The organism is Bdellovibrio bacteriovorus (assembly GCF_025558485.1).
GTDB lineage: Bacteria > Bdellovibrionota > Bdellovibrionia > Bdellovibrionales > Bdellovibrionaceae > Bdellovibrio > Bdellovibrio bacteriovorus_G.
The window spans coordinates 1319296-1345740 of record NZ_CP102930.1; the positions used below are offsets into that span (position 1 = coordinate 1319296).

Here is a 26445-nt window from a genome sequence, read left to right on the forward strand (position 1 = left end):
ATGAAGGCGATATGTTCACACACTATGGGGGCGTACTGGCTTCGACGTGGGTGCTGAAGCATAAGGAGCATACCGGGGCGGATGAGGACCTCGTTAAAAACGTCCACTTTGTAATTGGCAACGATTACGCACTTGCAGCTTAATTAAGCAGCACGATCAACCTTGTGGTGGTTCCGCACTTGGATTGATCGTCATTTAGGGACCTCGGAGTGCTGGGTTTTCTCCAGCATGCACTCTTAAATTTACTGGGGGAGAGGTCTTAGGGATTTTGTCTGTGGAAGCCCGAGGACCAATCTAAAACACTGACTAAGTATGTAGCGCCTTATCGTGGATCATTTGCGGACGGGGGTTCAATTCCCCCCGCCTCCACCATTACCCAAGTTTGAGAACCCAGATTTCCGCAGAGGATATTTGGGTTTTCTTTTTTCAGACAACATCGCAGATTTTAACAAGTTATCTAGCTATTAAGATTTAAGTCCGATTATTCACAACTGAGCTGTCTTTTGTGTTAAAAAAATATTAACACTAATCTGTTTATTGCCAACGGAGATAGATCAGATGGCCACCGGCGAAAATGCGGCTGTAGTTTTAGAGCCAATGCAAATTCAACTTCATAAAGCTTTGAGAGTAAAGAGTGAAGCTCTAGCTCGAATGTATATGTCCGCTATTAAGGTGTTTTCTCAAAGTGACAATGAAGATCGTATACATTTAACTGCACATGCTATTCGGGAGATGATGGGCAAGCTTCCTGATGTGATTGATGTTCCTATTGAAGACGGTGCGAAGCAAAGACTTGGGGACTTCGTCAATAATGTAAACCAAGAATGGACAAATATGTGCGCAAAGGGTCGTTGGCCCGGAGATCCGAAATGGAACGGAGAAGTTGACGGAGTCCTACGAAAGTTTCTTGTAAAAATTGAATCTATGCTCGGCGCGGAGGTAAAAATTAAGAGGGGCCGCAAAAATGCAGTACAAGCTGTCATAAGGAAGCAAAACTTTAGCTCTGTACCCTTGCCCAGCGATATCGAAGATCTGAAGACGAAGGAATGGATCAAGTATCAAGACTACTTCACCACAACTGCGCATTATACTCCGACCGATGAGCCAATTTTTTTAGACTATCTGAAACACTTCGAATACTTTCTTCTTAATTGGCTTGAACCCAGAACGTTTGAAGTTCACGAAGACATCATGAAAATTATCGAGGAGGGAGAATCAAATGCCAACTAAAGAACATGTAACAGCTGCCCTCGGTAAAATTCAGAGAACGGCTGACTATGATTTCTTCTTTGAAAACTTAAAATCACCCGACTGGCTTGAGCCTTTGGATGAGCTAAAGCAGTTTGATCGCCCAAGTGAACCTTTAAGAGAAGGTGACTCTGTACGGTATCCTTTTTGGCCACCCGCAAAATATCTTGTTAAGATTGCTTCGGAGAAGCCTGAAAAAGTGATGCAAATCATCCTAAAGGTTCCAGCTACTGAAAATCCTCGGGTACATGAAGACTTTGTGGATGCGGCTCTTAAGATGCCTCCTTCGGTTTCAGTGAATCTTTATAAAAAGATAGTCCAGTGGCTCGGTTCCAATGACACAAATTTTTTTCTTCTACCGTCTAAGGTTGCTGCTTACATTGTGCAATTAAGGGCTGGTGGGTTTTCAAAAGAAGCATTACAGGTTTCTGACGTCTTGCTTGGTATCCGAAAGTTTGAAAAAGAAACCGACGATAACAGTTTCATCAAGCGTGCAGATCCTATTATCCGTAACGAATGGGATTACGATGAGGCCCTAAAAGATATCGCACCATCTTTTCATAAAGAGGATAAAGTAAATTTAATAAAACTCCTTTGTGAAAAATTGCGTCAGGCAATTCTATTTGAGGAAAATAAAGATGACCGTGAATTTAGAGACTTAAGCTACATTTGGCGTGGCTCAATCGAAAGCTCTGATCAGAACCATGATGACGGCCTAAAAGACATCATCGTAAATTGGATTAGAGGTCTATCTGAGGAGCTTTTGATCGAAGCTCCCGAACTTGTGGCTTCTCTTTGTGATTATTTCCGAGCAGGATTTTTTCCGATTTTCAGTCGTCTTGGTCTTCATATAGTCCGATTGAGCGGAAGAGCCGATTTGGTTTCAAAATTTATTCTCGATCAACAACTTTTCGACTGCCTCGATGTTTGGCACGAGTATGCTCTTCTCATTGAAACGGGCTACCCACTGTTGTCCAATGCGGACAGAAGAAAATTGTTATCCATGATTGAGGCAGATGTTTTTTATAGGAACAAAGATAGTGCACCGGAAGAGATCAATGAAGAAGACAATGAGATTTCCAGATATCATTACTATTATATGATTCGTCAGTTTCTGGATGGAGATGAAAAAAAGCTCTTTGATCGGTTGCATGCAAAGTTCGGTGACCTTGAAAATCCAACTTTTCATTATTACATGAGCTCCGATTGGGTCGGATCTTCAAGTCCCAAATCCGCAGCTGAGTTAAAGTCTCTACCAACCGCAGATCTAAAAAAGTATTTGGATGATTGGGCCCCTCCAGAGAAGTGGGGTTTTGGTCCAACGATTGAAGGACTGGGTAGAGAATTGCAAGTCGTTGTAGTTGAACGCTTAGATGAATTTGCAGATAATATGGAGCAGTTCCAGTTTAGGGAAAAAACATATGTTCGCGCTATCGTGGAAGGTTTTTCAAAAGCCCTAGCTGAAAAGAAACCGTTCAAATGGGAAAAGGTAATTGATTTTCTTCTGTGGGCAAGTGGTCAGAATGATGAATCTGAAGAGGATGCATTTAAGCCAGGAGGCGACAAAGATCCAAGTTGGGGCTGGTCTCGTCAAGCGGCATGTAGGCTTGTGGAGCGCGGTCTTCTTTCAGAAACAAATGAAATCCCTTTCTCGTTAAGGGAAAAGGTATGGGACATTTTGTCATTAGGGTTGTCCGATATTCATCCCAAAGTTGAATTAGAGGATAAGTACACATCAGACAAGGGCTACTATCAGACGGCCATCAATAGCATTCGTGGGGTTGCCTTGGAGGCCACGATTCACTATGGATTTTGGGTAAGAAGAAACCTTGGTTTATCGAAAGATGAACTTCCCATAGATAAAGCTCCTGAACTTTTCTCTGCATTAGATAAACACCTTGATTTGCGTTTTGAGAAATCAAAATCTGTCCGCGCTATTTACGGTCGCTGGATTCCGTGGCTACTCCCCTTGAACACAAAGTGGTTTCAGGCGGCCAAAGAAAATATTCTCCCAAGAGACAAAGATTTGGATGGATACTGGGCGGCAGCCTGGGATGCGAATATACTTTTTAATCAACCTTACACAAAGGTTTTTAAGGAACTTAAAGATCACTATTCTTTAGCAATAGATCGTTTTGAGGTAAGTGAGGGTGACAGGCCTGAGAAGATTGATGAGAGATTGGTGGATCATCTTATTTCTTTTTTTCTTTACGGTGAATTTGAACTCGATTCTGAGATTCTGTCTAAGTTGTACTCTAAGCTCGATGCAAGACTTAAGAAAAGGGCTTTGGATATGATTGGTAGAGGGCTTGCAAATGAAAAGTACGAACCTGATCCAAACGTTGTGAAGCGTTCAATTAGCTTCTGGAACTTTAGAGTCGAGGAATGCAAAAAGATGAAAGATCCAAAAGATCGAGCTGAGTTAGCCGAGTTTGGTTGGTGGTTCAAATCTGCTCAGTTTGATGATGAATGGTCATTGGACCAAGCAATAACCGTTTTAACTCTTTGTAATTACATCACTCCTGACTACATGGTCATGGAGCGATTATTGGATTTGGCCGAGAAGTATCCACAAAAAGTTGCAGAGGTATTTCGCCTTATGGTTGATTGCCGAGTCGCAGACTATGGATTTTATGGCTGGCTGGAAAAAGCAAAAATTCTTTTGCCGAAGCTTCTGAAGACCGAGGCGCGCGAAACGGCGATCAAAACCATACATAAATTGGGTGCATACGGTTTAAATCAGTTTGGATCCTTATTGAAAGAAGTGAAATAGATGGAAGGGATAATTTGCTACGGACCGATGTGCTTCGTTCAAATGAGTTCAACAGATCCAAAACTGTTTGGATTTGCGGAATTTTTGTCTGGTCTAGCTTTAATGGTGCTCGCATGGACGATTGCCGACGTTCGTTATCGATTTAGAATTAGAACGGCCCCACTCCCTCTCCAAGGGATAACTTTCTTTGGAATGACGGCGCTCGGGGTACTTGCCCTGGCAACTGACTTGTGGCGTGCCCAAGAATGGTTTGTTCCTGTAGGTCCTCTTAATCCGACAATATGGCAGGCTCTTATGGGAGTCTTGTTCTTACTTACTTTTCTTTTATGGGCCTGGTTTGCTTTTATTAAACCACCAGTCTATGGGCGACTTAATTCTCAACGTTTTGCCAGAGTCTTGTATCGGGCCATACTTAATGGGTCTCAAGAAGAATTGGCAGTGGTTGCAGATGAGCTTACTCATTCAGTAGACAAATTGATTCATTTTGGTAGAGAGGAGCGGGAGCGGTATCCTAATAGCCCTGCTCCGCCAAAACTTAAGAAAGTTGAAGAGTTTGCCAATGCAATCTTGCTACTGATTGCGGACGCTCGTTTTTGCCGTGCTATAGTTGCGTATTCTCCCCGTACTGCATTAGCCATTTTTGAGGATGTCGCAAAGACAAAAAAGTATCGTCTTCCCATAGAAACATTTGCAAAAAACATAGTGCTGGAGGCGATCGGCAATAAAGACTCATTTTTATACCATGAGGAATCCGGATATAAATCTGGCTTACTTGGATATCATAAGCCCTTAACTTCAGTTATGTTCGGGAATGCAGAGATGGCTGAGAACATCAGCACTCTTCTCGATCCTGATGGCGTGAAGATGATGGATTGGGATTACAAACAGTGGGAAGCTTACTGTCGTATTGTCCTTTTGACCTTAGAGGATTTCATATCTAAAGGCTATCAGCGACAAGCTTTCGTTTTTTTTAGGGCCAAAGGTCACCTAGAATATGCACTGGGGGATCTTTACAGATTAGATGGCGTAGAAGCAGTAGGAAGGAATGATGAACCTTCTTGTAAGCTTAGAGCAATCGTTGATTTTATTAAAGATGCTATAAGACTCCTTGATAAAAAACCAATTCCTAAGGGAATCAGGCTTAAAAGATCAGAACATCAAGATCTCGATACTATATACGACATGATAGCTGGTCTAATGTTTGAAGTTATCTATTCAGCTTCGACCGTAACAAGTCCGCGCGGAACATGCTGGAGAATTCAACACAATTCCGTGTGGACTGATTTATTTTGCTCCGCAAGGGAAAGCGGAGAAGCCACTCAAATAATACACTTTAAGTTTCGTCGACTTGTGTATGACGAAATTACAAGGATGAACGATTTTGTTAATTTCAAAGGCGCAAAGATTTTGGGATATTGTTTAAATGTCATGGGTTTAGAAGCTAAGAGGGAGCGCCTACACTCAAATCTTGCTCTTCACAAAGCTGTTCTTGCTTGGACTAAAAAGTATTACGCTTGGGTATATTCCGAAAACCCCGCAGTCGCAGAAGCGTGCCTAATGGCAGGATGGACGTATGACAAAAGGAATTTAAGGTTAGTTTTGACCTATCCGGCGGAAGGGTTAAGGCGCAAGCCCGGACGGTTCTACTTTTCGGTAGATCAAGTCCAAAAGCCGTAACGATGAGTTTGTGTTGGAAGTTGAAATAGGAGATGATTCTAATGGCCAATGAATGTAGTTCTGAAGAATGGTTACAAGGAAAAAGCCTTAAAGAATCAGATAGTATATTTAAAAAATCGCCTAACTGGATGATGAACTCATGTCTGAATTTTGCCCCAGATATGACCGGGGCATACACGCGCGGGTTCAAGGCAATGGCTCAGGTGGGTATCGAAGCAATACGGGACAATCGATCTCAGCAGGATATTTTAGTTTATCCAATAGTGTTTAACTTTAGACATCATATTGAATTGCAGCTCAAAGAGGCGATCGGATACGGTTTTGAATTTTTAGACCGGTCGCAGAGTGTTCCCAACATTCACTCAATAGATAAACTTTGGAGTGAGTTAAAAAGCGTATTAGCGGAAGTGAAAAAAGTGACAGGACAATGTCCAGATGCCTCTGAGATTAAAAACGCTGAGAGAGTAATCATGGAATTGGTGTGCTTGGACCCAGAAGGAATCAACTTTAGATATGCCAAAAACAAAAAGGGTGAAGGCTCAATCGATCAAGAGTTACGCATTTTAAATCTTGAGTCCTTTTCAGGAGCCATTGACAAGTTATCCTTTTTCTTAGATTGCGTAGTAAGTCATCTCCATTTTTTGTTTGAATATAAGAATGAAGCAGAAGCAGAAATGCGTCGAATGAGCTAGTAGATGAGAAAGAAATTTACAGCGACTGATGCGAAGGAATACCGCGAGCATCTTGTATTTAGTGAACTGGATAAGTACGCTTCGTTTTACGATAGTTTTTCTATGTCTATTGTAGGCTTTATGACCCAAGAGTTCTCGCAAGTTTTTAAACCATGCCATCACAACCTCCTGCAAACTGGGGGAGGGTTTAGCACAGCTTTATTTTTTAACTCCAGTGAAAAGGAGTCTGCTGGAAGTTGGCGCAGGGACCGGGCAACACGCGGTTTACCTGGCTCCGTTTTTCCCCAAGATGGAATGGACCCCGACAGAGGTGGCTGAAAACCTGCCGATGTTGCGTGAACGCATCAAGCAAAGTGAAATCCCGAACATCAACACCCCATTCCGTATGACCGTGGGTGAAGATGATTTCCCGATTCGTACTTTTGACGTCATTCTGACGATCAATACCTTCCATATCATGCACTGGAAAGAATGTAAGACCTTCATCAAACTTATCGCCGGCCGTCTGGAAGAAGGCGGGAAGGTTCTGATCTATGGGCCGTTCAACTATAACGGCAAGTTCACAACCCCCAGCAATGAAGAATTTGATAAATCCCTGCGTGAACGCGATCCACAAAGTGGTATCCGCAGCTTCGAAGACGTCTTGGCTGCGATGTTTAAGAACGGCTTTGAGTTTGTGAAAGACTTCGAAATGCCAGCGAACAACCGCATGCTGCAGTTCCGTAAATTGAAATTCGTAAGAAAGAAGTAGATCAGCTAGATCCTTTTAAATCTTTGCTTATATTCTGCCGGGGTCAGATCGATGGCGTTCTTAAACCCCCGGCGGAAGTTCGATTCGTCAGGAAATCCCAGCTTTTCGCAGATTTCGCCCAGGGAAAGATCCGTGCTGGTTAAAAGCTTTGCCGCTTGATTGAACTTCACCAGTCGGAAGAATTTCGACGGTGTCCAGTTCAGTTCCTTCTTAAAATATCGGGAAAGTGTTTTGGTCGAGATGGCTAGTTTTTCGGCCACCAGTTCGGTGTGAACTTCACTGGCCGGAGTTCGTTCAATCAGACTCTTGATTTTCACAAACTTATCATTGGCGGAAGAAGCCAGCTCCAATTCGTAAAACGGATCGTGCTTTTGCATCTGTACAGGTGTCATCAGGTATTTTTGGACCTCTGCCAGCGCTCGGTCATTGCCGACAGACTTAATGGCCTGTTCAAAAATGGGGAAGTAGCCGTTGGCACCCGCGGCGGTCAGGTCTTTCGCCGCCAGGCTTAGAACCTTATTGCAGTCCCACTGAACATTCGGAAAATTTTCTTCAAGTCCCTTCATCAACCACCAGGTGGCGGTAGCGGACTTGCGGTTCAGTCGTCCTGTACGTGCGTGAAATAGAACTCCGGCGCAGTAGCTCCAGATCACCTTGTTCTTTGGAAGAGTATCCAAGTACTGCTGTAACTTTTCATTTAAGGACAAACCTTTTTGGGCATCTTTCAAGGATGAGGTCCAAAATCCCGGCACCACAATGACATCCGGATCGAAATCATCGATGGCCATCTCGGGGCTCAGTTCCTGGTTGTGAGCGCAGCGGACCGGGGCTTTTTTTAGCCCCACGATTTTGGCTGAAAAGGCCTGTTTACCCAGAATAAGATTGGCGGCTTTAAAGAAATCCAGTCCCGCCAGCAGTCCCGAAGGCAGACACTGTGGATAAGCCAACAGTCCGATTTTGATCATGGGCGCCTCCGTTTATTGATGTCCGTAAATGACCTTATTATGTCTATTTGTGACATTTTACCTTTGAACCAAATAGCTGACAATAGGCTATCAGGAGGTTCTTCGTGAAAATTCGTCAGATCAGAAACGCCACGATTTTGTTGGATTACGGGGCCCAGAAAATTCTGGTGGATCCGATGCTTTGTCGGGCGGGCAGAATTCCCAGTTTGAAATGGCTCACCAAGAACCGTCGTCGAAACCCATTGGTGGAACTTCCCGATGGAACAGATCAGGTCCTGAACACTGTGACCCATGTTTTGATCACGCACTGCCAGAAAGGACATTTCGACCATCTGGATCAGAAAGCAATCAAATGGATAAAAAGCCGAAGGCTTCCGGTGTTGTGTCAGTCTGATGACGAGAAGTTCTTAAAGAAACTGGGTTTTGATGTGCAGATGCTTATTCCCGACAAGAAAAACTCTTTTGCCGGGGGCGAGATTTCGCTTGTCCCTTGTTTGCATGGTGAGGGGCTTGTGGGGTCTTTCATGGCACATGGATACGGCTATGTTTTGGATCTTCCGGGGCATCCCCGAGTGTATGTCGTGGGGGATTCGATTCTTTCAAATGAAGTTCAGAGCGCTCTAAGTCACTTTAAACCCGACGTTGTGGTCATGCCCGGTGGCGGAGCCAGGTTTGATATCGGTGGAGAGATCATCATGGGACTGGATGATGTACTGCCGATGCTGAAACTTTTTTCGGGAACTTTAGTCGTCAATCATCTGGAGGCTTTGGATCACTGTCCGGTCACTCGCCAGCAGGTGCGGGAAGTGGGGGAAAAGCATGGCATGCTATCCCGTTTGTTAGTGCCCGCGGACGGAGAGCAAATGGAATTCTAATTGGTAACCGCTTCGCGTGGTCAAATCCCTCTTTAGTTTTTATTCTGTAATATCACAATGGCTTGGCCGGTGCCTTTGATCGCAAGCTTTCCATTTTGGATAACAAGGCCATCGCCATCTTTGACTGCTTTGCCATTCCAGGAAAGATCCCCGATTGAAACGGCATAGGCAAACTTGTCTTCCGGAATGTCAAAGGTCTGCTCATCGCCGTCGATTTTAGCGGCGTACAACCACACATCTTGCCTAATGATCAGGGGTGCGGAGGCTGGCGCCGCCAGCAGATTAAACCCACTTCCATTCAAACCCGCCTGTTGCACTACAGGTGTTCCGGATTTTGAGTTTGGCAGAATCCAGATCTGCAACAGACGCAAAGGTTCGTTGCTTAGATTTCCTTCTGCGTGAAAGATTCCGTCACGCGCACTCATCAGTTGCAGATGTTCAGCCGGAACTTCCTGATTGGTTCCTTTGTTGTCCAAGTGCTGAAGCTTTCCGTGCACCACCCAAGTCAGAATTTCCATGTCGTTGTGGGGATGATCGGGAAAGCGGCTTTTAGGTTGAATTTTTGCATCCGCCAAAACCAGCAGATTTTTTAATTGTTCACCACGGCCTGAATAAGGGCCGACCGTGGCGATAAAGTGATCTTTTAAAGACAGCCAGCCCAGATTCATTTCCGGCAATTGCGAACAAGGCCTTACTTGAATGTCGGATAGTTTTGAATTCATAGAACTGTCTCCTAAAGTCACAAATTGAAACAAAGCCATAACAACAAGGACGCTGATGCCGATCAGGACGGCGAATCTTTTTCTCATTCTTCGTGGCTCCTTATGCTATTCTGGGGCAGGTGGTATATTTAGTAAAGTAGGGGTATTTTGGAAACTAGTTTCCTGGAGTGAACTAATGGCGAAAAGTAAATCATTGGAGGCCTGCCCGGTGTATAAGACCGCGATGATCCTGGATGGAAAATGGACGATTCTCATTTTTAGAGATTTGCTGGCAAACAAAGTCGTCCGGTTTAACCAGCTTCGTCGCTCTTTGGGTTCGATCAGTCCCAAAACCCTGACCGAGCGCCTGACCGAATTGGAAGATCAGGGCCTGGTCGCCAGAAAAGTCTATGCCGAGGTCCCGCCACGGGTTGAATACTCGCTGACCGAAAAGGGCAAAGGCCTTTCGGCCGTCTTTGATTCCATGGCGAAATTCGGCAACAAGTGGTTATAAGTCGAGGTGCTCGTAGAAGATCTGCGAATGGTTAATAGCTTGCCACGATGTGTGGTAACTATTGTAATGTCCACAGATGCAGTTTACTTGCAATGATACAGCCCCGTTGGATATGATTCCCGAATTGATTGTGTTGTGAGGCGCTCATTGGATTTGCGTGAAACGAAAAAAACGACAGAATACTTTAGCTTCTGGAAGCTTCAGAATAAGCTGACTCTGATTTCTTTAATTGCAGTTCTATTCCTGTCAGCTCTTTTTGTGATTGGCAGTCTTGCTCTTCCCAGCATTAGCACTGTTCAAGTTGTGGCCTTTATCGTTATGATCCCGGCGCTGGCCTGTTTTGGGATTGCCACTTGTCACCTGTCAAACCTTGAATCCACCAAAGCTCAGCAGGATTACGAAAAACTGCTGTCACGTTTGTCAGAAACGGAAGATTCTCAAATCACCTTGGATCGGTTTTTTTCTATCTCCAGCGACACAGTGAAATCATCCACGGCCCCCAAAGGCCGTCTGTATGACTCTGGAGGACCTACCGCAGCATCCCAGGCAAAATGTTCGCTGGGCGAATTGGCTTTATAAGCTTCCCACAATCCGGCATTGTCCCACCCCTTTAGAACGGGCATATATGTCCACATGAGGTTATTCTGAGTATCAATGACCAGGTTGTCATCGGGCAGGTTGACGCCTGGGATCTGTGCCTGTTGCAACTGTCCTGCGATATTCGTGTTATAAAGATCAAGATAGTGTTGAGCCATTTGCACATCCGGCGTGGATTGAGCATGGTAAGCTTCCATAGCTAAAACAGTCGCCAGAGCTTGAACACGCTTGTAGTAGTCCATGAACATATTCATAGGTTTCAAATAACGGTTGCTTACGAAACGAGGATAAGCAGAGTAAGCAGATCCGTATCCCGGAGTTTTCTTCAGAACCAGATCGCGCCAGTAGTCAATCGCCGGAGTCACAGTTCCACTGCCTTGCTGCCCAGTCAGCACCATGTTGATTTGAATCAGATGAGGCAGAACATTGTTAATGATATTGTCGCGAACCTGTGCGGCTTCGGCTTTGTGATCACAAGAAGGATCTTCTTGTGCAAGCCAAGTGAGCTGTTGATAGTAGGCGAGAATATTGGAGATAGGTTCGTTTAGTGTACTGACCAGATCTTCATAGTGTGCTTTTTCGACTTCATCCATGATGGCTTGGCTTTCTTGTTTCATCTGTTCAGAAAGGGAGTTCAGCTGTGCTTGGATGGCCGTTAACATCTGTTCTTGTTTTTTCAGATCATTTTTAATTTCTTCCAGGTCTTTGTTTGTTTGTCCGCCCATTAAAGCATTTAAAACCCAGCCCGCCAGGACGCCGCTGGTTTCTCCACCTGCATCTTGTGCAATTGCCGTCATAAGATCTTTGAAGGCATCACTTGAACTGTCGGCCATAGCTGAGCTTGCAGGACCGGTGGGGATATGTCTGTTCAATGTGCGCAGTTCTTTTACGGTGGGCATGGGTTTACAGCGATCGGTGGTTCCTGCCAAAGCCACCGGACCTGTGATCAACGAAAGCAAAAGAGTGGGTGTCATGATGGTTTTCTTTATATTTAACATGGTAAGTCTCCTTGATGTCTTTTCTTTATAGCGAAGGCTGTGCCAAGGTTATTTTTAAGTGATTTCATATAGTTACGATCATTTTTGACTGCCGGATAATCGGCATTGCCGGGATCTCGGTAAGTTTTCTGCCGGGGTTCCGGCAGCATAGAACAGTTGATTCCAGCCAAGGGTTTACGAAAGAATATAGCGACAGAGGGGATGTGTATGGAAGAAAGCGATTTTGAAGGCACACTGGTTCTTGAGAAACTTGCTGAAATCAACAAGCTTGATGCGTTCTTTGAGGCGATTGATTCAGATGATTTTGATCGTGCAAAAGCACTGATGAAACGTGCAGGGGTGGATGCGGAAACATTGGCGATGGTTCTTAAGAAAATGCACGCAGCCGATGGTAAGCACTAAATTTAAGGATAAATATGATTGAACATGTAATTCGTTTTGTACTGTCCAATTTGCCATCAATTCTGTTTTTTGTGGCACTTTTGGTTCCGACATTCACCACCAAGCGCACTGCCGAAGATTATCTAAAATGGCTGCTGCTGCTTTCGGTCGGTGTGGATGGCGTCTGGGTGGGACTTTTCCATATCTTCCTGCCACAGGTGGCGGCGGGATTCATCGGCTGGCAGGTTTCACCATTTCAGTATGAAGTCGGTGTCAGTGACTTTGCATTGGGCGTGATTGGGATTATGGCCTTCCGGCGTCCACTGCCTTTTAAAGCCGCTGTAGTGACCTTCGCTTCGCTCTTCTTTGTCGGGGCGGCGATCGGGCATGTACGAGAGATTGTAGAGGCTGGAAACTTCTCTCCGGGTAACGGAGGCTTGTTGTTGGTCATCACTATTATCAGACCGGTCTTGATGATTACATGGCTGCTGAAGGCCTCCCGAAAGAAGGCCTTCGCTTAAAGAACCGAACAGGTCCTACTTTGCTGTAGGACGCTGGAAGCCCAGCTTCTTTTTTGGTTTTTTGAACGGATTGATTTTTTTGGCTGCTGTTGTTTTTGCAGTGGCCGGTTTTTTGGCAGTCGCCGTCTTTTCTTTCGCGCGAGGGTGGGAATTGTACTTGGAAGAATCAATTTCCCTTTTCCCGCCGCGACCCTCAAGTTTGTTAATCAAAAGCTCATCACGTTCTGTGACTAAATTAATGACCGTGCCCTTGCGGCCCGCACGCGCAGTACGACCTGCGCGGTGCAGATAGTTTTCCATTTGTCGTGGCAGGTGGAAGTTAATAACCCGGTCCACGTTCTGAATATCCAACCCGCGGCCGGCAAGATCCGTTGCCACCAGTAGTTTGATTTTGCCATCAGCGAATTTTTTAAGGTTCGCACGGCGATCGTTCTTTTCCATTTCGCCGCGATAAACAGCAACTTCAAAGCCTTTGGCTTCAAGGTCTTTGGCCAACTTGTCACATTGTTCGCGCGTGTTGGTAAACAGGATTGTTCCGCCATCAACTTTTTGAGCCAGAATTTTATCCAAGTGTGCCCATCGGTCGCCATCTTTGACGGTCAGATTCTTCGTCGTTAGGCTTTTAACAACCTTGCCACTGCCGGAACTACGGATGACTTCTGCATCAGCAAAAAGATCGTTAATCAGATCCTGAACCGCCGGGGAAACAGTGGCAGAGAAAAGAGCCAACTGAACATCCTTAGGGCAGGAATAATAAACCTTGTTGGAATCTGCCAGGAACCCCTGATCCATCATTTGATCGGCTTCGTCAAAGACCAGCATACGAACGTCTTTCAGATCAATTTTATCCATATCCATCAACTGCGCCAAGCGGCCCGGAGTCGCCAGCAGGATTTCAAACATTCCAGAGGTGTTTCTGCGCGCTTGTTCCATCGCCATACCGCCCAGTGCAGGACGAACTCTAAGGCGTGTGTCGTGGGTCAGTGTTTTAAAGACTTTGGAAACCTGTTCGCCCAGTTCCCGAGTTGGCACCATAACAATTGCACGTGGGGCGGACTCAGCTGTGATCGGTTCACCGGAATCTTCCAGGGATTTCAAAAGATGCAGCATCGGAAGGGCATAAGCCAAGGTTTTACCGCTGCCTGTTTCAGAAACACCAACGACGGATTGTCCGCTCATTAACAGGGGCAGGGTGTTGTTCTGAATCTCGGTGGGTTTGGTGATGCGTTTTTCAGTCAGAGTTTTAATCAGGGAGTCTAAAAGGCCGAAATTTGTAAAGTTATTCATAATGGGGCCGACCCTACCATGACCCGGCCCGGGATTCGACGAGTAAAAAGTCCCCGGGCCTTTCTTGGTAAAGCTTATATGCCCGGTCTTGTCATAGCTTCCTTGATATGAGCAAATAAACATCAGCGTGTGAGGCTAAAATGGCAAAGCTTTTTGAAAAATGGAATATAGGTTCTTTGGAACTTGAAAATCGTATCGTGATTGCTCCGATGTGTCAGTACAGTGCTCGGGATGGACAGGCTTCATCTTGGCATATGATGCACCTGGGATCGCTTTCCCATTCGGGGGCGGGGCTATTAATTTTGGAAGCAACCGCCGTTACCGCCAACGGCCGTATTTCGTGGGCGGACTTGGGGCTTTACGATGACTATTGCGAAGCTGCATTGGAAAATGTGGTCACTGAAGTGCGCCGCTATTCCTCCATGCCTTTGGCAATTCAACTGGCTCATGCAGGCAGAAAGGCCTCTACAGAAAAACCGTGGAACGGGGGCGGGCAGATAGCGCCAACCAGTGAACATGGCTGGCAAACGGTGGCACCATCTGCTGTGGCTTTCCATGAGGGCGAGCATCCTCCCAAAGAGCTCGGTTCTGCTGAAATGAACGATATCAAGAAAGCCTTTGTCGAATCAGCGCAAAGAGCCAGTCGTATTGGCTTTCAGGGAATTGAAATTCATGCAGCCCATGGGTATCTTCTTCATCAGTTTCTTTCACCTTTATCCAACCGACGTCAGGATCAGTATGGCGGCAGTTTGGAAAACCGCATGCGCTTTCCTTTGGAGGTTTTTGCGGCGGTTCGAGAGGCAGTCGATGCTGATGTGGCCGTGTGGGTGCGCATATCCGCCACGGACTGGGTTGAAGGCGGGTGGAATCTTGAAGAGGCTATCGAATTCAGTCGTCGTTTAAAGGAACTGGGATGCCCGGCGATTCATGTCAGCTCTGGTGGGCTTGATCCAAGACAAAATATTACCTTGGGGGCGGGTTATCAGGTAGAGTTTGCGGAAAAAATTAAACACGGTGCCCAGGTAGAAACCATTGCGGTGGGCCTTATTACCGATCCTGAACATGCAGAAGAGATTTTGCAGAATGAAAAAGCAGATGCCATCGCCATTGCCCGGGCTGTGCTTTATGATCCCCGCTGGCCTTGGCATGCAGCTGCGAAATTGAATGCCTCTGTAAAATGTCCGCCACAGTATCTGCGTTCTCAACCCAGAGGCCTTGCTAAGTTACTTCAATCAGATAGAACGGAATAGTTATGAGCGCAGAACAAAGCTATCAAAAAGAAAACGAGTTCTCAATTGGTTCTGAAGAAGAGCTGGTCAATGCCTTTCGTCGGCGGGATCAAAAGAAACTTATTCTGCCAGAGCGATTGAAGTATCCTTTCCGGGTTCGTTCTTACATGACGTGGAAAGAGCCTTCGGGAGCATACACCTATTTAGTTTTTAAACTGCCAAATTGGGACGTGCCAAGAGGGGTGGCATTTAAACGGACCGCCTCCACCGGAGAGCCAACCGGGGGACTTTGCAGCTGGTGCCATGCCTATGGAAGTTCTGAGGAAATCGGATTGTTGTCGGTGGCTATGAGTGCCAACGTGAGCAGCTCTTATCTTGTCTGCCATGATCTAAGTTGTATTGAAAAAATTGAAGAGACCGCAATGCTGGCCGGGAAAGATCCGGACAAGAATATCGCCGAATTATATTATCGCATGGAAAAACTGTTTGAAAACATTAGCAACTACAAGCCTGAAAACTAAGGCACGTTGCAGAGGGGGTTTGAAATGAATGAATCTCAAAAGAAGTTGTTGATCTATCTGCCGGACCAGTTTGCTGACTGGGAAGGCGCCCATCTTATGGCGGAGCTGACCCAGAATAAAGTTCTTTTTACTGTGGTTTCGGAATCCAGAGACACCATTACATCCATAGGCAATTTAAAAGTTCTGCCCGAGGCGGCTATCACAGACTTTACAGCAGATCAGATCTCAGGATTGATTCTGATCGGTGGGGAGAACTGGACGGATACGACAAAAAATAAATATGTTCGGGGGCTGGCAGCGCAGGTTTTGCAAAAGAATTCTGTCCTGGCGGCTATCTGCGGCGCCACGGTGGCCTTGGCGCAAGAGGGAGTTTTGCAAGGGCGAAAGCACACCAGCAATGACCTGACCATGCTGAAGGCAATTGTGCCAACTTACAGTGACGACGCCAATTACGTTAACAAGCTGGCGGTGACGGACGGAAATTTTGTGACCGCATCCGGAGCAGGGGCGGTGGATTTTACCTTGGAGCTTCTGCGTTTACTTGGCATATATGACGAAGAAAAGCGTCAGCACTGGTACAAATTATTTAAACATGGAACTTTGCCACCGCAGGAATTCTGGGCCTAGGCTTCTAGGCGTGGTTTGTCAGGCGGGATAGCTTATCCGGGTTTCTTTGCGAATAGATCCGGGCAATTTTTCCGTTTTCAAATTCAAAGGACATCACTGTTTCAAAACACCATTCTCCCGTTGGAAGTTTTTTTGAAATAACCACGCCTGGGCGTCCGCTGACTGGGTGCTGTTCCATTTTCATTTCGTAAGGCGGTTTTACGCGCGAAGAATAGATACCGGCAAAGAAACGGGCAATTTCAAATGGTGCATATAGAACATGTGGTACTGCTGCGATTTTACCGCCGCCATCGGACCAAAATTCCGAGGATTCAGACAGCAGATCGCTGAGGGCTTGGGTGTTTCCGGATCTTGCGATTTCAAAAAAATTTGAAATGATTTTGGTGGGATTTGTATCGGGGCCGATTTCAAAACGCTTACGATTTTCAGTCACGAATTCCCGGGATCTTTGCGCTATTTTGCGGCAGGCCGCTTCTGACTTATTGATGAACTCTGCAATTTCTTTAAACGGATATTCAAATATTTCACTAAGAAGATAAACCGCCCGTTCTTCGGGATTCAGGCGTTCCAGCAACAATAGAAAGCTGGTTGTCAGGCTTTCGGAAAGCAGCAGGTTTTCCTCAAGTGAACTATCCACCCACGATTTGTCCCAATTTTGCAAACTGTCGGGAATTGCATCAGGCAGCCAGGTTCCGCTGTAGGTTTCTCTTTTTTTGTAAGAGGACTTTAATAGATCCAAAGCCCGGTTGGAGCATATTTTGGTCAGCCAGGACTTATGACTTTCAATGCTGGCCGGATCGGTCTTGGCGGCTTCGATAAAAACGTCCTGAACCACATCTTCGGCCTCGGCCAGACTGCCGGTCATTCTAAAGGTGAAAGATATCAAATAGGGACGGTGTTTGGCGACTAGAGGGTCCCAGTCTTTAAAATAGAGATGTGTTTCCATATCGATAAGACGAGTCTAAAAGGTGAAATGTGACAATTCACCAGAAAATATCTAAATCTGTCACATTTTCGGGGCTGATTTCGTCTTAGGGGTACAAAAACCTATAAGGAGTCTTTATGCACAACGCCCGTATTCAATTCGCCCCTATGATTCAGGACCATTTTCAGAAGCTGTCTCAAATGAGTCATTCCGTGGAAACTGTTTTAGGGGAAAGTCTGTTCGGATTGGTTCATAACAGAGTTTCTCAGATCAACGGCTGCGCATTCTGTCTGGATATGGACGTGAAAAAAGCCAAAATCCGCGGAGAGCGAGAACTGCGCATGTATCACATCGCTGTCTGGCGTGATTCTCATTTATTCACCGACAGAGAAAGAGCTGCTTTGGAGTGGAGTGAAGCGGTGACTCAGCTGGGGCGTGAAGGCGTCAGCGATGAGCTGTATAATAAAGTTCAAAAACATTTCACTGAGCAGGAACTGGTTCATCTGACACTGGGGATTAGTGTTGTGAATGTCTGGAATCGTCTGAATGTGGCCTTCCGCAATCCGGCTGGTTCCGCAGATGCCTACTTTGGTTTGGATAAAGCCGGACTGTAGTTGGAAGAATCAAGCCCGTAAGGTCTCGAAGTATCTTTTTAGTGAGTCATAAAGTGCATTAAAGGCTTTGGGATCATCAAGGCCTTTAAGCATTCCATAGAAACCTTCATGGGCCATGACCACGAAGTGAGCCACCTGTCGTGTGTTGACATCAGGGCGCAGGAAGCCTTCCTTCTGCGCGCGTTTTAGTTCCTTATCCATTCCTTCGATCCAATAGGTCAGGGCATTTTGCAGGCGCTTTTTAAAGCCCGCATCGACAGGGGCCATTTCCTGCACAAGATTATTTAATGGACATCCATAGCGCAGTTCTTGTGGTGCGGCTTTGCCAATAAGCTTTTTAATTTGTAACAGGATTCCTTCAAGGGGATTATCGTATTCTTTCAGAGGATCAATCCAGCGACTGTAAGTCATGGGTTTGATGACTTCATCCACCAGTGCGTAGCCCAAATCGAGCTTCGTCGGAAACTGGTGATAAAAGGCCCCTTTGGTCATGGATGTCTTTTTTACGATGTCATCAATGCTGACGCCCTGGAAGCCCCGGGTAAAAACCTCCCAAAAGGCAGCATCCAGGATCTCTTTTCGAGATTGCTCCAGATTTCGTGTCTTTTTGGGGGCTTTTTTTCCTTTTTCCATATCAAGAGTCTAGCAAAAACATCCGAACTTTACAACATACTAAATAGTATGTTAAGGTATCCTCATAATAAAGGAGTTCAATATGTTGTTAAAAGTGGTTCTTGGAATCTTGGTGGTGCTGGCGATCTTCGTGGCCTTTATTGCTTCTCGGGACGGGCACTTCAAATACGAAGTCAGTGAACATATCAATGCTCCGATTGAAAAGGTTTTTCCTTACATCAGCGATTTAAAAAAAGGCAGCGAGTGGTCGCCATTTGAAAAAGTCGATCCCAACATGAAAAAGGACTATCAAGGAATCCCGGACCAGGTGGGGGCAAAACTGGTCTTTGCCGGAAATAGCGATGCAGGTGCGGGCAGTGTTGAAATTACTAAAATCGTCCCTAATGAAATGGTGGAGCTTCGTCTGATTATGACAGCCCCGATGGCCGCAGATAATATTGTGACTTACCAAGTGATGAAAGACGGGGAAGGCACAAAGTTCACGTGGTCGATGTCAGGTGAAGGCGGCTTTGCCGGAAAACTTGTTACATTCTTTGTGGATTGCGAAAAAATGATAACCGACCAATTTAAACAGGGCATTGCAAATCTTAAAACCATTGTTGAAGTCACAAACTAGGAGGAAATTATGAATATTGATCCAAAGCTTGATTTAGTACTGGAAAGAGAACTGGATTTAACCGCCGAACAGGTTTGGAAAGGCTGGACAACGCCAGAGCTTATCTGCAAATGGTTCTGTCCAGAACCTTGGAAAGTCACCGAGGCCGAGGTGGATCTGAAGCCAGGTGGAATTTTCAGGACCGTGATGCAATCCCCGGAAGGGGAGAAGTATCCGAACATGGGTTGCTTCCTTGAGGTGGAAAAGAACAAGAAGCTTGTCTGGACAGATGCTTTGCTACCGGGGTTCCGACCGGTTGAAGTTCCTGTGTCCGGAGCAAACATGTTCTTTACGGCATTTATTCTGCTTGAAGAAAAAAACGGGAAAACGAAATACACGGCCATTGCACGTCATAAAAATGAAGCCGATCGTAAGAAGCATGAAGAAATGGGCTTCTATGAAGGCTGGGGTATCTGTGCTGATCAGTTACAAAAACTGATGAAAAGTATTTAGAGCTATTTCTTAAGCGTCAGGCGCACGGGACAGTGATCTGAACCAAGAACATCGGGACAGTGCGCAACCGCTTTAAGGCGATCAGAGGCCTCTTTATTCACAAGGAAGTAATCCAGTCGCCAACCGATGTTCTTTTCGCGAACTCCTGGGCGATAGCTCCACCATGTATAGTGGTCAGGACCCTGTTCAAATTTACGGAAACTATCCACCCATTCCAGCTTATCCAGGAAGCGGGTCATCCAGGCACGCTCTTCAGGTAGAAATCCTGCGTTTTTCATATTGGTTTTGGGATTTCTTAGGTCGATTTCTTTGTGAGCAATATTAAAGTCGCCACATATGATGACTTCACGGCCCTTTTTGCGCAAAGCTTGCAGGCGTTTTTCAGCCGCTGCACAGAATTCCAGTTTAAATGGCAGACGCGTGTGCTCACGCTGACTGTTGGGGAAGTAGCTGTTAACAAGTGTGATCGGGCCAAAGTCAGCCTCCAGCCAGCGGCCTTCGCTGTCGAACTTCGGAATACCCAGACCAACACGCACATCATCTGGTTCTTTGCGTGAATAAAGAGCCAAACCAGAATAACCGGCCTTTTCAGCAAAAGCCCATGAGGAATGATAGCGGGCCGGATGGTAAAGGGATTCGTCCTTTTCGATCACATCACTGCTGATTTTGATTTCTTGCAGGCAGACGATATCGGCTTTTTCTTTTTCAAACCATTCGCGAAAGTTCTTTCTATGAACTGAGCGCAAACCATTTACATTCCAGGATATAAGTTTCATGCCCTTACAATAGGCGTAATTGCCCCTACGAAGCAAGCGCGCTATAGTGAGCCAATGAAAATTTCGCGAATCCTTCATGCCGGCTATCTTCTGGAAAGTAAGGGAACTCAGATTGCGTTTGATACGATCTTTGAAACTCCTTTCAGCCGGAACTGTCATGCCTTTCCGAAAGTGAGCTTTGATCAGGCTCAGATCCGCAACTTGAGGCTGGATGCGGTTTTTATTTCTCATTTCCATGATGATCACTGGTCTATGGAAAGTCTTGCGCTGTTGGATCGGGAAACGCCGATCTATGGATTCTGTGTTTTTGAAGAATTCTTTTCCTTGACCCGGAAGTTGGGGTTTAAACAGGTTTATTCCTTAAAGCTCAATCACCCGGTTCAAGTTGGAGATTTTACGGTGACGCCCCGTCGTGCCTTGGATGAGAATGTGGATTCTCTGTTCCAAATTCAGGCACAGGGGCTGAATATTCTGAACGTCGTGGATTCGTGGATTGATTACGAAACATTGGAACTGTTAAAACAACAGGCGCCCTGGGATCTGATCATGTGGCCTTTTCAAACCATGCGCGAAATCGAAGTCCTTTCACCGTCAAGGGCAGAGCCAGCGTCTGGCGAGCTTCCTCCTGAATGGATTGAACAGTTAAAGCTTTTAAATCCAAAAAGTGTCATCCCAAGTTCATGTCAGTTTCAGATGGAAGACTGGTCTTGGTACAACAAAGCCTTTTTCCCGATTAGCTATGCGCAGTTTCAAAAGCAAGTTTGTGCAGTTCTTCCGAATACAGATATAGTCCGTCTGGACCCGTCCTGTTCCATCGAGATAAATAAATCAAGAGTCATTCGTTCGACCCCTTTGTCGTGGATGAAGCGTCTTGAGAAAAATGAAGTGGATTATGTCTATGACCCGGATTTGGTGGTGCCAAATACAGCGGAGGTCGCAAGAAGATTAGGTCCAAATTCGCAACAGATGAGATCTCGTGTTCTGAAATACTGCCAGTCAGAAATCAAGGACCGCTACAGATCTTTGGAAGAGCCCGACGGCGTGTATTTTGGAAGGCCCGTTGTCTGGCAATTGTCTGTGTTTGACGATAAGGGAAGCCCAGAGCAGTTCCGTTACGTTATTCAAAGAAATCAGATCACAGAAGTAACTGATCAGGAATTCTCTGTGGGGTGGACGACGGAGGTTCCTCTGGTCAAACTGTACGCGGCGTTAGAACTTGGGGAATCTCTGACGTCCATGTATGTCAGAATTAATGATACTCGTTTTTCCGAAGATATTGAAAAACGACTTGGTTCCGCCGACTTTATGGAAGATCCCTTGGTGCGCTGTCTTTTTGATGGTGCATTCGCCAGCTATCAAAAGGCACAGCTAAAAATAAGAGGCACTGAGTAAAGTGCCCCGCACTGAATAGGCACGGGGACACTTATGGATAGTCAATGTTTGTGAGGAGCCTTGTTTGCATAGTCAATCATTCCTTGGAAGTCCACGATTACAACAGGCTCGTTTCCGACAACCCAAGCGTCATGTCCCGGAGGAACCAGTGAGACATCGCCGGGTTTGCATTCGATTTCTGTCCCGTCGTCCATTTTAATGCGCAGAATTCCTGAAACATGATACTGAAAATGGGGAGCTTCACAGCTTTCCGTTTGTGCGATTTCCTTTACTGACGTGGACCAGCGCCATCCCGGTTGCAGGGTGGCTCGTCCGACCACGGCGTCTCCAAATTTAACCAGCTCAAGTTTGCCTTTGGGGAAGTCTCGGACTTCGCCGGCTTTGGTGAAGTTTTGCACTGAAAGGGACCCGGTGACCTTGGCAAAGGAAGCAGCGTCGGTTTTTCCTGCGGACTTTGCTGATGATGTTTGCATAGCCATAAAAACCTCCTGCTTTGGATTGTACTCCTGATAGCCTTTGACTGCGAGATGTGGTGTTGCCCTACAATAGACCTTGGCAGTGCTGCTAAAATAAAAAGGGCCTGATCGTTAAGATCAGACCCTTTGGATACTTGTTTATGAACACTTATCTTGGCATAAAGTCCAAAGCTTTGAAGTAAGCTTCTGATGCGGATGCTGTATCGTTGGAGTCGTGCTGGATAGTAATTGCCACAACCTCCAGATCCTGAACGTTTTTGTCCGGGAAAGCACGTTTCAAGTCCGCTGCCAGATCACGCTTGTAGTCCTGCGCCTTACCCAGCATATCTGGATTATTCAGAAGCAGCTGTTTGGCTTCTGGTAACGTGGCGATCACGACGTTTTTATTGGAATACCAGTTTTCAAAGATATCACCTGCTTTGCGGTTTTCACCTGCGATAGCACCACCGTAGTAATAACCAAACAGGAAGACTTTATCGTTCTTCGCATCAATCACAGTTCTGTCACCATTTGCACGGCCATCACGAATCGTGAACCATACCTGGAAGGCAGAGTCATCTTTTCCTGTTTTACCTTTCACCGGGTCCGCGCCATTAACATCTTTAGTGACGGCCAACTTCAGATTCATCTGTGAAAACTCCGCAGGAGAGAATCTGTAGGCTAAAGTCGTCATACGGATGGAGTTGTTGGCGCTTTTCATCAAGGCCCACTTGTCACCCTCGTAGTCCGCTGTGACATAGCCAAAGGCCTTATTGTCATCTAACCCGCCCGGAGAACGAGACTCATAGTTGAATTGGTGATCCATGCGGAAGTGAACCATGTTTTCGTGGTTGTAATCAATACGGATACCATCTGGCATATTCTGACGAGTCACCGGATTTACCTTAACACCGGCCATCACGTCGCCTAATTTTGCCACATCCAGGACCTGATATGGATCATAACGAAGACCCGACTGTGGCAATTTCACTTTCACCTCGTAGCTGTCTGCCGGATCATTCAGTTTTGGCAGCAATTGGCGGGAAAGTTCGTAAGTTGTTCCGTAAGGGACAAGCTCAACAAGATGTTCTTGGCCGATTCCGATCTGTTCAATAACACCCGGACTCTTCATGCGGTAGTATCTTTTATCTTTGATGTAGTGAGCATTTGCCGCAGATATGATCACTTGCGAGTTCCATTTGAAGTTGTTCTTATCGTTGTTGATATCAAGTTCAGCCAAAGAGTTCACAAGACCTTTCATGAACGCCTTTTGATTGAAACGGGAAGACAAGATGCCCGCCAAGTGATCGGCATGAATAGTGCCCAGATCCACAGCTTTCAGGTTTGCCGGGAACTTGGAGGAAGAAACCGTCACAACACCGTCGTTGTCCTCATCAAACTGACCGATCAGCTTTGTTGCCTTCATGAAGATATGGGAATCTTCCGGAGAACTTTCGAAAGTCACAGAGAAGTAGCGGGTCATACCTGTCAGTGTACGCTCATTTTTTCTCCAGAAAGCGTCCATTGCTGTTGGTGTGATGGATTTGGAGGCTGTTTTTTCTGTCTGACAGATTTCAGGTCCTTGTTTTTCAGACAAAGCGGAAACCAGCGCGAATGGAACATCTGTTGTGTTCAGGATGCTGGAACCACGCAGTGGGGCGGCGATGGATACCATCCCTTTCACTGTCGTTGAAATAAAGTTCGGAGCTTTCAAGAAAGCATGCAGGGTATCCACGGCACCCTTGGAGTAGCTTAGGAACAGGTATTTTGGAGCCGCGTGACCACGTTGAGTGCGTGCTTTATAGTCCTGGCGAAGATAGTTCAGGATAATATCGGCGTTCACTTCGCTGCCGCAAGTGCTTTCAACAGGCGGTTGAATCACACGAAGACCCAGTTCATCGCTGAGAGCAGAAAGTCCCAGGCTGAAGATTTCTTTGTCAAAGATGCTGTTATAGATACCTGGTACATAGACAATCGTCAGATCGTCTATCTTCTGATTATAGATTTTTGTCAGTGGTGTTGGATAGATACGACCTTCCAGATCGGCCTCTTTGATGGCTTCTTTAAGAAGGCTCTGTGCCAAAGACAGCTGTCCTTTAGAGTCTGCTTTGCTCAATGCGGTGAAGGACTGAACTGTTTTGGTTTTGTCAGAAACCCATTTGCGTGCAAACTGCATATCACGAGTTTCCGGCAGGAACGGTTTTTCCTGAACCACGATGGAGTTTTCCAGCAGATATGGCAGCTGATACATTTTCATGACAGCGCGTTTGGCTGGCAGAACGAATTGTTTAATTGTACCCAGAATGCCATCGTCGGTTTGGTTGATGTCCATATTTTGCAGATCCAAATTTGCGGTCTTTTGGTCTTTCAGAAGGCCGACTTTTTCTTTGACCTTGGCGATGCGTGGGTCGTTCATCAGGTTTTCCACAGAACCGGAAGTCAGAACCGCATCTGTGACGGCACCAATATCTTCCGGCGAAATCATCGTGGTTACATCGAACTTGGACACGTCAAAGTTCATCGGAGACATGCTTCTGCCGGATGAATCTTTGAAGGGATCGAATTTGAAGGCATCCATGAAACTTTTCATTTCGGACACCAGGAAATAAGGGCGAGTGTCAGCCACAAACTTGGTCAAATGGCGGAAGATGCGCTTTTGGCTTAGGTCTTTGGCATCTGTTTGAATGCCCTGGCGTGAATTGGTAATAACCTGTTTCAAAGATTCCTGACCGGAATCATTGTGCTTTTTCACGGCATCAGCAAAAAGGTATTTTGCAGAGACGCCAATAAACGGAAGAATGTCTTTAGAGCGGATTTGCCCAGGGACTTTGCGTTTTGTAGAAGCCAGCAAACCGTAAGAGGATGCTGCGGTTAGGGAACCGTGAGTGCGGTACATTTTTGTGAAGGCACCCAGAGAGTTCTGGATAAAGTGGCCGTCTTTCAAAGTCAGGATAAAGTCCGGGAAGTCGAAGTTTCTTTCGGATGCAGACTCGATAATGCGATAAAGAGCATCCGGATACGGTGACAGATCAGAGGCTTTCATGGCTTCCTGAGAAGTGATCGGTTTAGCCATTGTGGATGTGGAATGAAGAGCCTTTGCCAGTTGCAAAGGATTTCCAGTCACAGGCAGATAGAAGTACAGATCTTTTTGTTTGTCGTATTTGATTCTGGCTTCACCTGTTTGAGTAATCACGGTCATCAGAGTTTCGGATGAATTATTGCGGTTGATATAAACAGCCATGTCGAACCAGGATTCCTTGCGGAACTCAGAAATCAGGTTCTTCATGTTATTACGGTCTTTCAGGTAAACCGGAGCCCAGGAACCCAGCGCCAGCAAAGGCATGGTGACATCTTTATCGGACTGAAGCTGTTGCACAGAATTCAGACCGGCACGCTCGACAATTTTATGAACATCGACGCCAGTGAGCTCCTGTTCTTTTTTACCTTCCTGGAAACGACCGATATTTCCGTGATCGGATACCAGAACCACTTCTACATCCTGACCTTTTTCTTTAAACGATTTGATCAGGCGTTTGACCTCTGCATCCAGAGTTTTCAGAACCGGATACAAACGGTCCAGTTGAGTGTGTGCCGTTGAATCCACTGCGCCAATATAGCCCGTCATAAATTTTTTCGGCTTGGCGGCCAGAAGATCATCCATCACTGTTTTTACTTCTAATTTTGGAACTTCTTCAGTGGGGAAGTACATCAATGCTTCAACATAAGGATTGAAGAAGGCATCGAAAGCGCCCATATAGTATTTTGGGAAGGCCAGGCGACGATAGTAGTCGCGCGGGTCACCTTGCACGGATTGGGAGGATTCATCAAAGTATGTGGCTTCAACGGATTTGATACGACCTGCGGCCCCGAAGAGATTGGCAGTGTCAGTTAAAACTGACCAGGACAGGTCTGTCATTGAGGGGAACGGGGCAATATGCGCTCCTGCGCTTGTGAATTCTTTAAAGAGGCCCTGTCTTTGTGCTTCAAGGAACGCGAAGTAACTGAAACCATCCACGGCCAGAACAACAGTTTGAACTTGTTGAGCCGCCGGGGCTGCTGCCTGAGCTTTCTTCCAGGGAAGATTGAAGGCTTGTGCTGGTGAGGTGCAGGCCATTGCAATCGCACTGGCAGCCAGACCCGCAGTAAACAAGCGAACATAGGCAGATGGACGTTTCATAAATCCTC

25 protein-coding genes and 1 other RNA gene are annotated in these 26445 nt (G+C 46.0%); 17 read left to right on the plus strand and 9 right to left on the minus strand.

The annotated features are described in order from the left end of the window. The first annotated feature begins 26 nt into the window (after nucleotides 1-26). The 6 genes from ssrA to EZJ49_RS06660 all read left to right on the plus strand — a co-directional run bounded on the left by ssrA (nucleotide 27) and on the right by EZJ49_RS06660 (nucleotide 7141). Nucleotides 27-372, plus strand: a transfer-messenger RNA (tmRNA) gene (gene ssrA / locus EZJ49_RS06635). Nucleotides 373-558: 186 nt separating this feature from the next. Further along, nucleotides 559-1230 (plus strand): hypothetical protein, encoded by a 672-nt coding sequence (locus EZJ49_RS06640; protein ID WP_262555335.1) that lies wholly within the window; start codon nucleotides 559-561, stop codon nucleotides 1228-1230. Beyond that, nucleotides 1220-4021, plus strand: a complete 2802-nt coding sequence (locus EZJ49_RS06645; protein ID WP_262555336.1) for a hypothetical protein — start codon at nucleotides 1220-1222, stop codon at nucleotides 4019-4021. The genes EZJ49_RS06640 and EZJ49_RS06645 overlap by 11 nt, the downstream gene beginning before the upstream one ends. Before the next feature lie 42 nt (nucleotides 4022-4063). Further along, entirely contained in the window at nucleotides 4064-5698 is a 1635-nt protein-coding gene (locus EZJ49_RS06650) for a hypothetical protein (RefSeq protein WP_262555337.1), read from the plus strand. A 41-nt stretch (nucleotides 5699-5739) separates the two neighbouring features. Then, nucleotides 5740-6390: a hypothetical protein gene (locus EZJ49_RS06655; RefSeq protein ID WP_262555338.1), complete on the plus strand. Its 651-nt coding sequence runs from the start codon at nucleotides 5740-5742 to the stop codon at nucleotides 6388-6390. A 214-nt stretch (nucleotides 6391-6604) separates the two neighbouring features. Then, nucleotides 6605-7141: a class I SAM-dependent methyltransferase gene (locus EZJ49_RS06660; protein WP_262555339.1), complete on the plus strand. Its 537-nt coding sequence runs from the start codon at nucleotides 6605-6607 to the stop codon at nucleotides 7139-7141. A gap of 5 nt (nucleotides 7142-7146) precedes the next feature. Here EZJ49_RS06660 and EZJ49_RS06665 read toward each other — a convergent pair whose 3' ends face one another. After that, nucleotides 7147-8106 (minus strand): GlxA family transcriptional regulator, encoded by a 960-nt coding sequence (locus tag EZJ49_RS06665; RefSeq protein WP_262555340.1) that lies wholly within the window; start codon nucleotides 8104-8106, stop codon nucleotides 7147-7149. Nucleotides 8107-8210: 104 nt separating this feature from the next. Here EZJ49_RS06665 and EZJ49_RS06670 point away from each other — a divergent pair, with 104 nt between their 5' ends. Further along, nucleotides 8211-8981, plus strand: coding sequence for an MBL fold metallo-hydrolase (locus tag EZJ49_RS06670; protein WP_262555341.1), 771 nt, complete (start codon nucleotides 8211-8213; stop codon nucleotides 8979-8981). A 32-nt stretch (nucleotides 8982-9013) separates the two neighbouring features. On the opposite strand, the gene EZJ49_RS06675 is transcribed toward EZJ49_RS06670, so the two are convergent. Next, nucleotides 9014-9790 carry a pirin family protein gene (locus EZJ49_RS06675; protein WP_262555342.1) on the minus strand — a complete coding sequence of 259 codons (777 nt, stop codon included), beginning with the start codon at nucleotides 9788-9790 and terminating at the stop codon, nucleotides 9014-9016. An 88-nt stretch (nucleotides 9791-9878) separates the two neighbouring features. Here EZJ49_RS06675 and EZJ49_RS06680 point away from each other — a divergent pair, with 88 nt between their 5' ends. Continuing rightward, complete coding sequence (locus EZJ49_RS06680; RefSeq protein WP_262555343.1) at nucleotides 9879-10196, plus strand: winged helix-turn-helix transcriptional regulator; 318 nt, start codon at nucleotides 9879-9881, stop codon at nucleotides 10194-10196. A 437-nt stretch (nucleotides 10197-10633) separates the two neighbouring features. On the opposite strand, the gene EZJ49_RS06685 is transcribed toward EZJ49_RS06680, so the two are convergent. After that, on the minus strand, nucleotides 10634-11791 hold the full coding sequence (locus EZJ49_RS06685; RefSeq protein WP_262555344.1) for a DUF2570 domain-containing protein: 1158 nt from the start codon (nucleotides 11789-11791) through the stop codon (nucleotides 10634-10636). A 207-nt stretch (nucleotides 11792-11998) separates the two neighbouring features. On the opposite strand from EZJ49_RS06685, the gene EZJ49_RS06690 reads away from it, so the two are divergent. Together EZJ49_RS06690 and EZJ49_RS06695 are read left to right on the plus strand one after the other, a co-directional pair. Then, nucleotides 11999-12193, plus strand: coding sequence for a hypothetical protein (locus EZJ49_RS06690; protein ID WP_262555345.1), 195 nt, complete (start codon nucleotides 11999-12001; stop codon nucleotides 12191-12193). A gap of 14 nt (nucleotides 12194-12207) precedes the next feature. Then, entirely contained in the window at nucleotides 12208-12693 is a 486-nt protein-coding gene (locus tag EZJ49_RS06695; RefSeq protein ID WP_262555346.1) for a DUF6790 family protein, read from the plus strand. Nucleotides 12694-12708: 15 nt separating this feature from the next. Here the strand turns inward: EZJ49_RS06695 and EZJ49_RS06700 are convergent, their stop codons facing one another. Further along, nucleotides 12709-13980 (minus strand): DEAD/DEAH box helicase, encoded by a 1272-nt coding sequence (locus EZJ49_RS06700; protein WP_262555347.1) that lies wholly within the window; start codon nucleotides 13978-13980, stop codon nucleotides 12709-12711. A 140-nt stretch (nucleotides 13981-14120) separates the two neighbouring features. Here EZJ49_RS06700 and EZJ49_RS06705 point away from each other — a divergent pair, with 140 nt between their 5' ends. From EZJ49_RS06705 to EZJ49_RS06715, 3 genes are read left to right on the plus strand one after another with little or no spacing between them, the layout of a single operon-like run. Then, entirely contained in the window at nucleotides 14121-15230 is a 1110-nt protein-coding gene (locus EZJ49_RS06705; protein ID WP_262555348.1) for an NADH:flavin oxidoreductase/NADH oxidase, read from the plus strand. A gap of 2 nt (nucleotides 15231-15232) precedes the next feature. Beyond that, nucleotides 15233-15730, plus strand: coding sequence for an FBP domain-containing protein (locus EZJ49_RS06710; protein WP_262555349.1), 498 nt, complete (start codon nucleotides 15233-15235; stop codon nucleotides 15728-15730). A gap of 24 nt (nucleotides 15731-15754) precedes the next feature. After that, nucleotides 15755-16357, plus strand: coding sequence for a DJ-1/PfpI family protein (locus tag EZJ49_RS06715; protein ID WP_262555350.1), 603 nt, complete (start codon nucleotides 15755-15757; stop codon nucleotides 16355-16357). Between the two features lie 4 nt (nucleotides 16358-16361). Here the strand turns inward: EZJ49_RS06715 and EZJ49_RS06720 are convergent, their stop codons facing one another. Continuing rightward, a complete protein-coding gene (locus EZJ49_RS06720; protein WP_262555351.1) occupies nucleotides 16362-17303 on the minus strand; it encodes a sigma-70 family RNA polymerase sigma factor in 942 nt (313 codons plus the stop codon). 116 nt (nucleotides 17304-17419) lie between these two features. Here EZJ49_RS06720 and EZJ49_RS06725 point away from each other — a divergent pair, with 116 nt between their 5' ends. Continuing rightward, nucleotides 17420-17896 (plus strand): carboxymuconolactone decarboxylase family protein, encoded by a 477-nt coding sequence (locus EZJ49_RS06725; protein WP_262555352.1) that lies wholly within the window; start codon nucleotides 17420-17422, stop codon nucleotides 17894-17896. 9 nt (nucleotides 17897-17905) lie between these two features. Here the strand turns inward: EZJ49_RS06725 and EZJ49_RS06730 are convergent, their stop codons facing one another. Then, complete coding sequence (locus EZJ49_RS06730) at nucleotides 17906-18529, minus strand: TetR/AcrR family transcriptional regulator (protein WP_262555353.1); 624 nt, start codon at nucleotides 18527-18529, stop codon at nucleotides 17906-17908. A gap of 82 nt (nucleotides 18530-18611) precedes the next feature. Here EZJ49_RS06730 and EZJ49_RS06735 point away from each other — a divergent pair, with 82 nt between their 5' ends. Together EZJ49_RS06735 and EZJ49_RS06740 are read left to right on the plus strand one after the other, a co-directional pair. After that, entirely contained in the window at nucleotides 18612-19145 is a 534-nt protein-coding gene (locus EZJ49_RS06735; protein ID WP_262555354.1) for an SRPBCC family protein, read from the plus strand. Nucleotides 19146-19154: 9 nt separating this feature from the next. Next, nucleotides 19155-19637: an SRPBCC family protein gene (locus EZJ49_RS06740; protein WP_262555355.1), complete on the plus strand. Its 483-nt coding sequence runs from the start codon at nucleotides 19155-19157 to the stop codon at nucleotides 19635-19637. Between the two features lie 2 nt (nucleotides 19638-19639). Here EZJ49_RS06740 and EZJ49_RS06745 read toward each other — a convergent pair whose 3' ends face one another. Beyond that, on the minus strand, nucleotides 19640-20413 hold the full coding sequence (locus EZJ49_RS06745) for an exodeoxyribonuclease III (protein WP_262555356.1): 774 nt from the start codon (nucleotides 20411-20413) through the stop codon (nucleotides 19640-19642). A gap of 54 nt (nucleotides 20414-20467) precedes the next feature. Here EZJ49_RS06745 and EZJ49_RS06750 point away from each other — a divergent pair, with 54 nt between their 5' ends. Then, nucleotides 20468-21805 (plus strand): MBL fold metallo-hydrolase, encoded by a 1338-nt coding sequence (locus EZJ49_RS06750; RefSeq protein WP_262555357.1) that lies wholly within the window; start codon nucleotides 20468-20470, stop codon nucleotides 21803-21805. Between the two features lie 41 nt (nucleotides 21806-21846). Here EZJ49_RS06750 and EZJ49_RS06755 read toward each other — a convergent pair whose 3' ends face one another. Both EZJ49_RS06755 and EZJ49_RS06760 read right to left on the minus strand, forming a co-directional pair. Continuing rightward, the gene (locus tag EZJ49_RS06755) at nucleotides 21847-22284 is read right to left on the minus strand and encodes a cupin domain-containing protein (RefSeq protein ID WP_262555358.1); all 438 of its coding nucleotides are present in this window, start codon (nucleotides 22282-22284) and stop codon (nucleotides 21847-21849) included. A 145-nt stretch (nucleotides 22285-22429) separates the two neighbouring features. After that, entirely contained in the window at nucleotides 22430-26437 is a 4008-nt protein-coding gene (locus tag EZJ49_RS06760; RefSeq protein WP_262555359.1) for an alkaline phosphatase family protein, read from the minus strand. Between the last annotated feature and the right edge of the window lie 8 nt (nucleotides 26438-26445).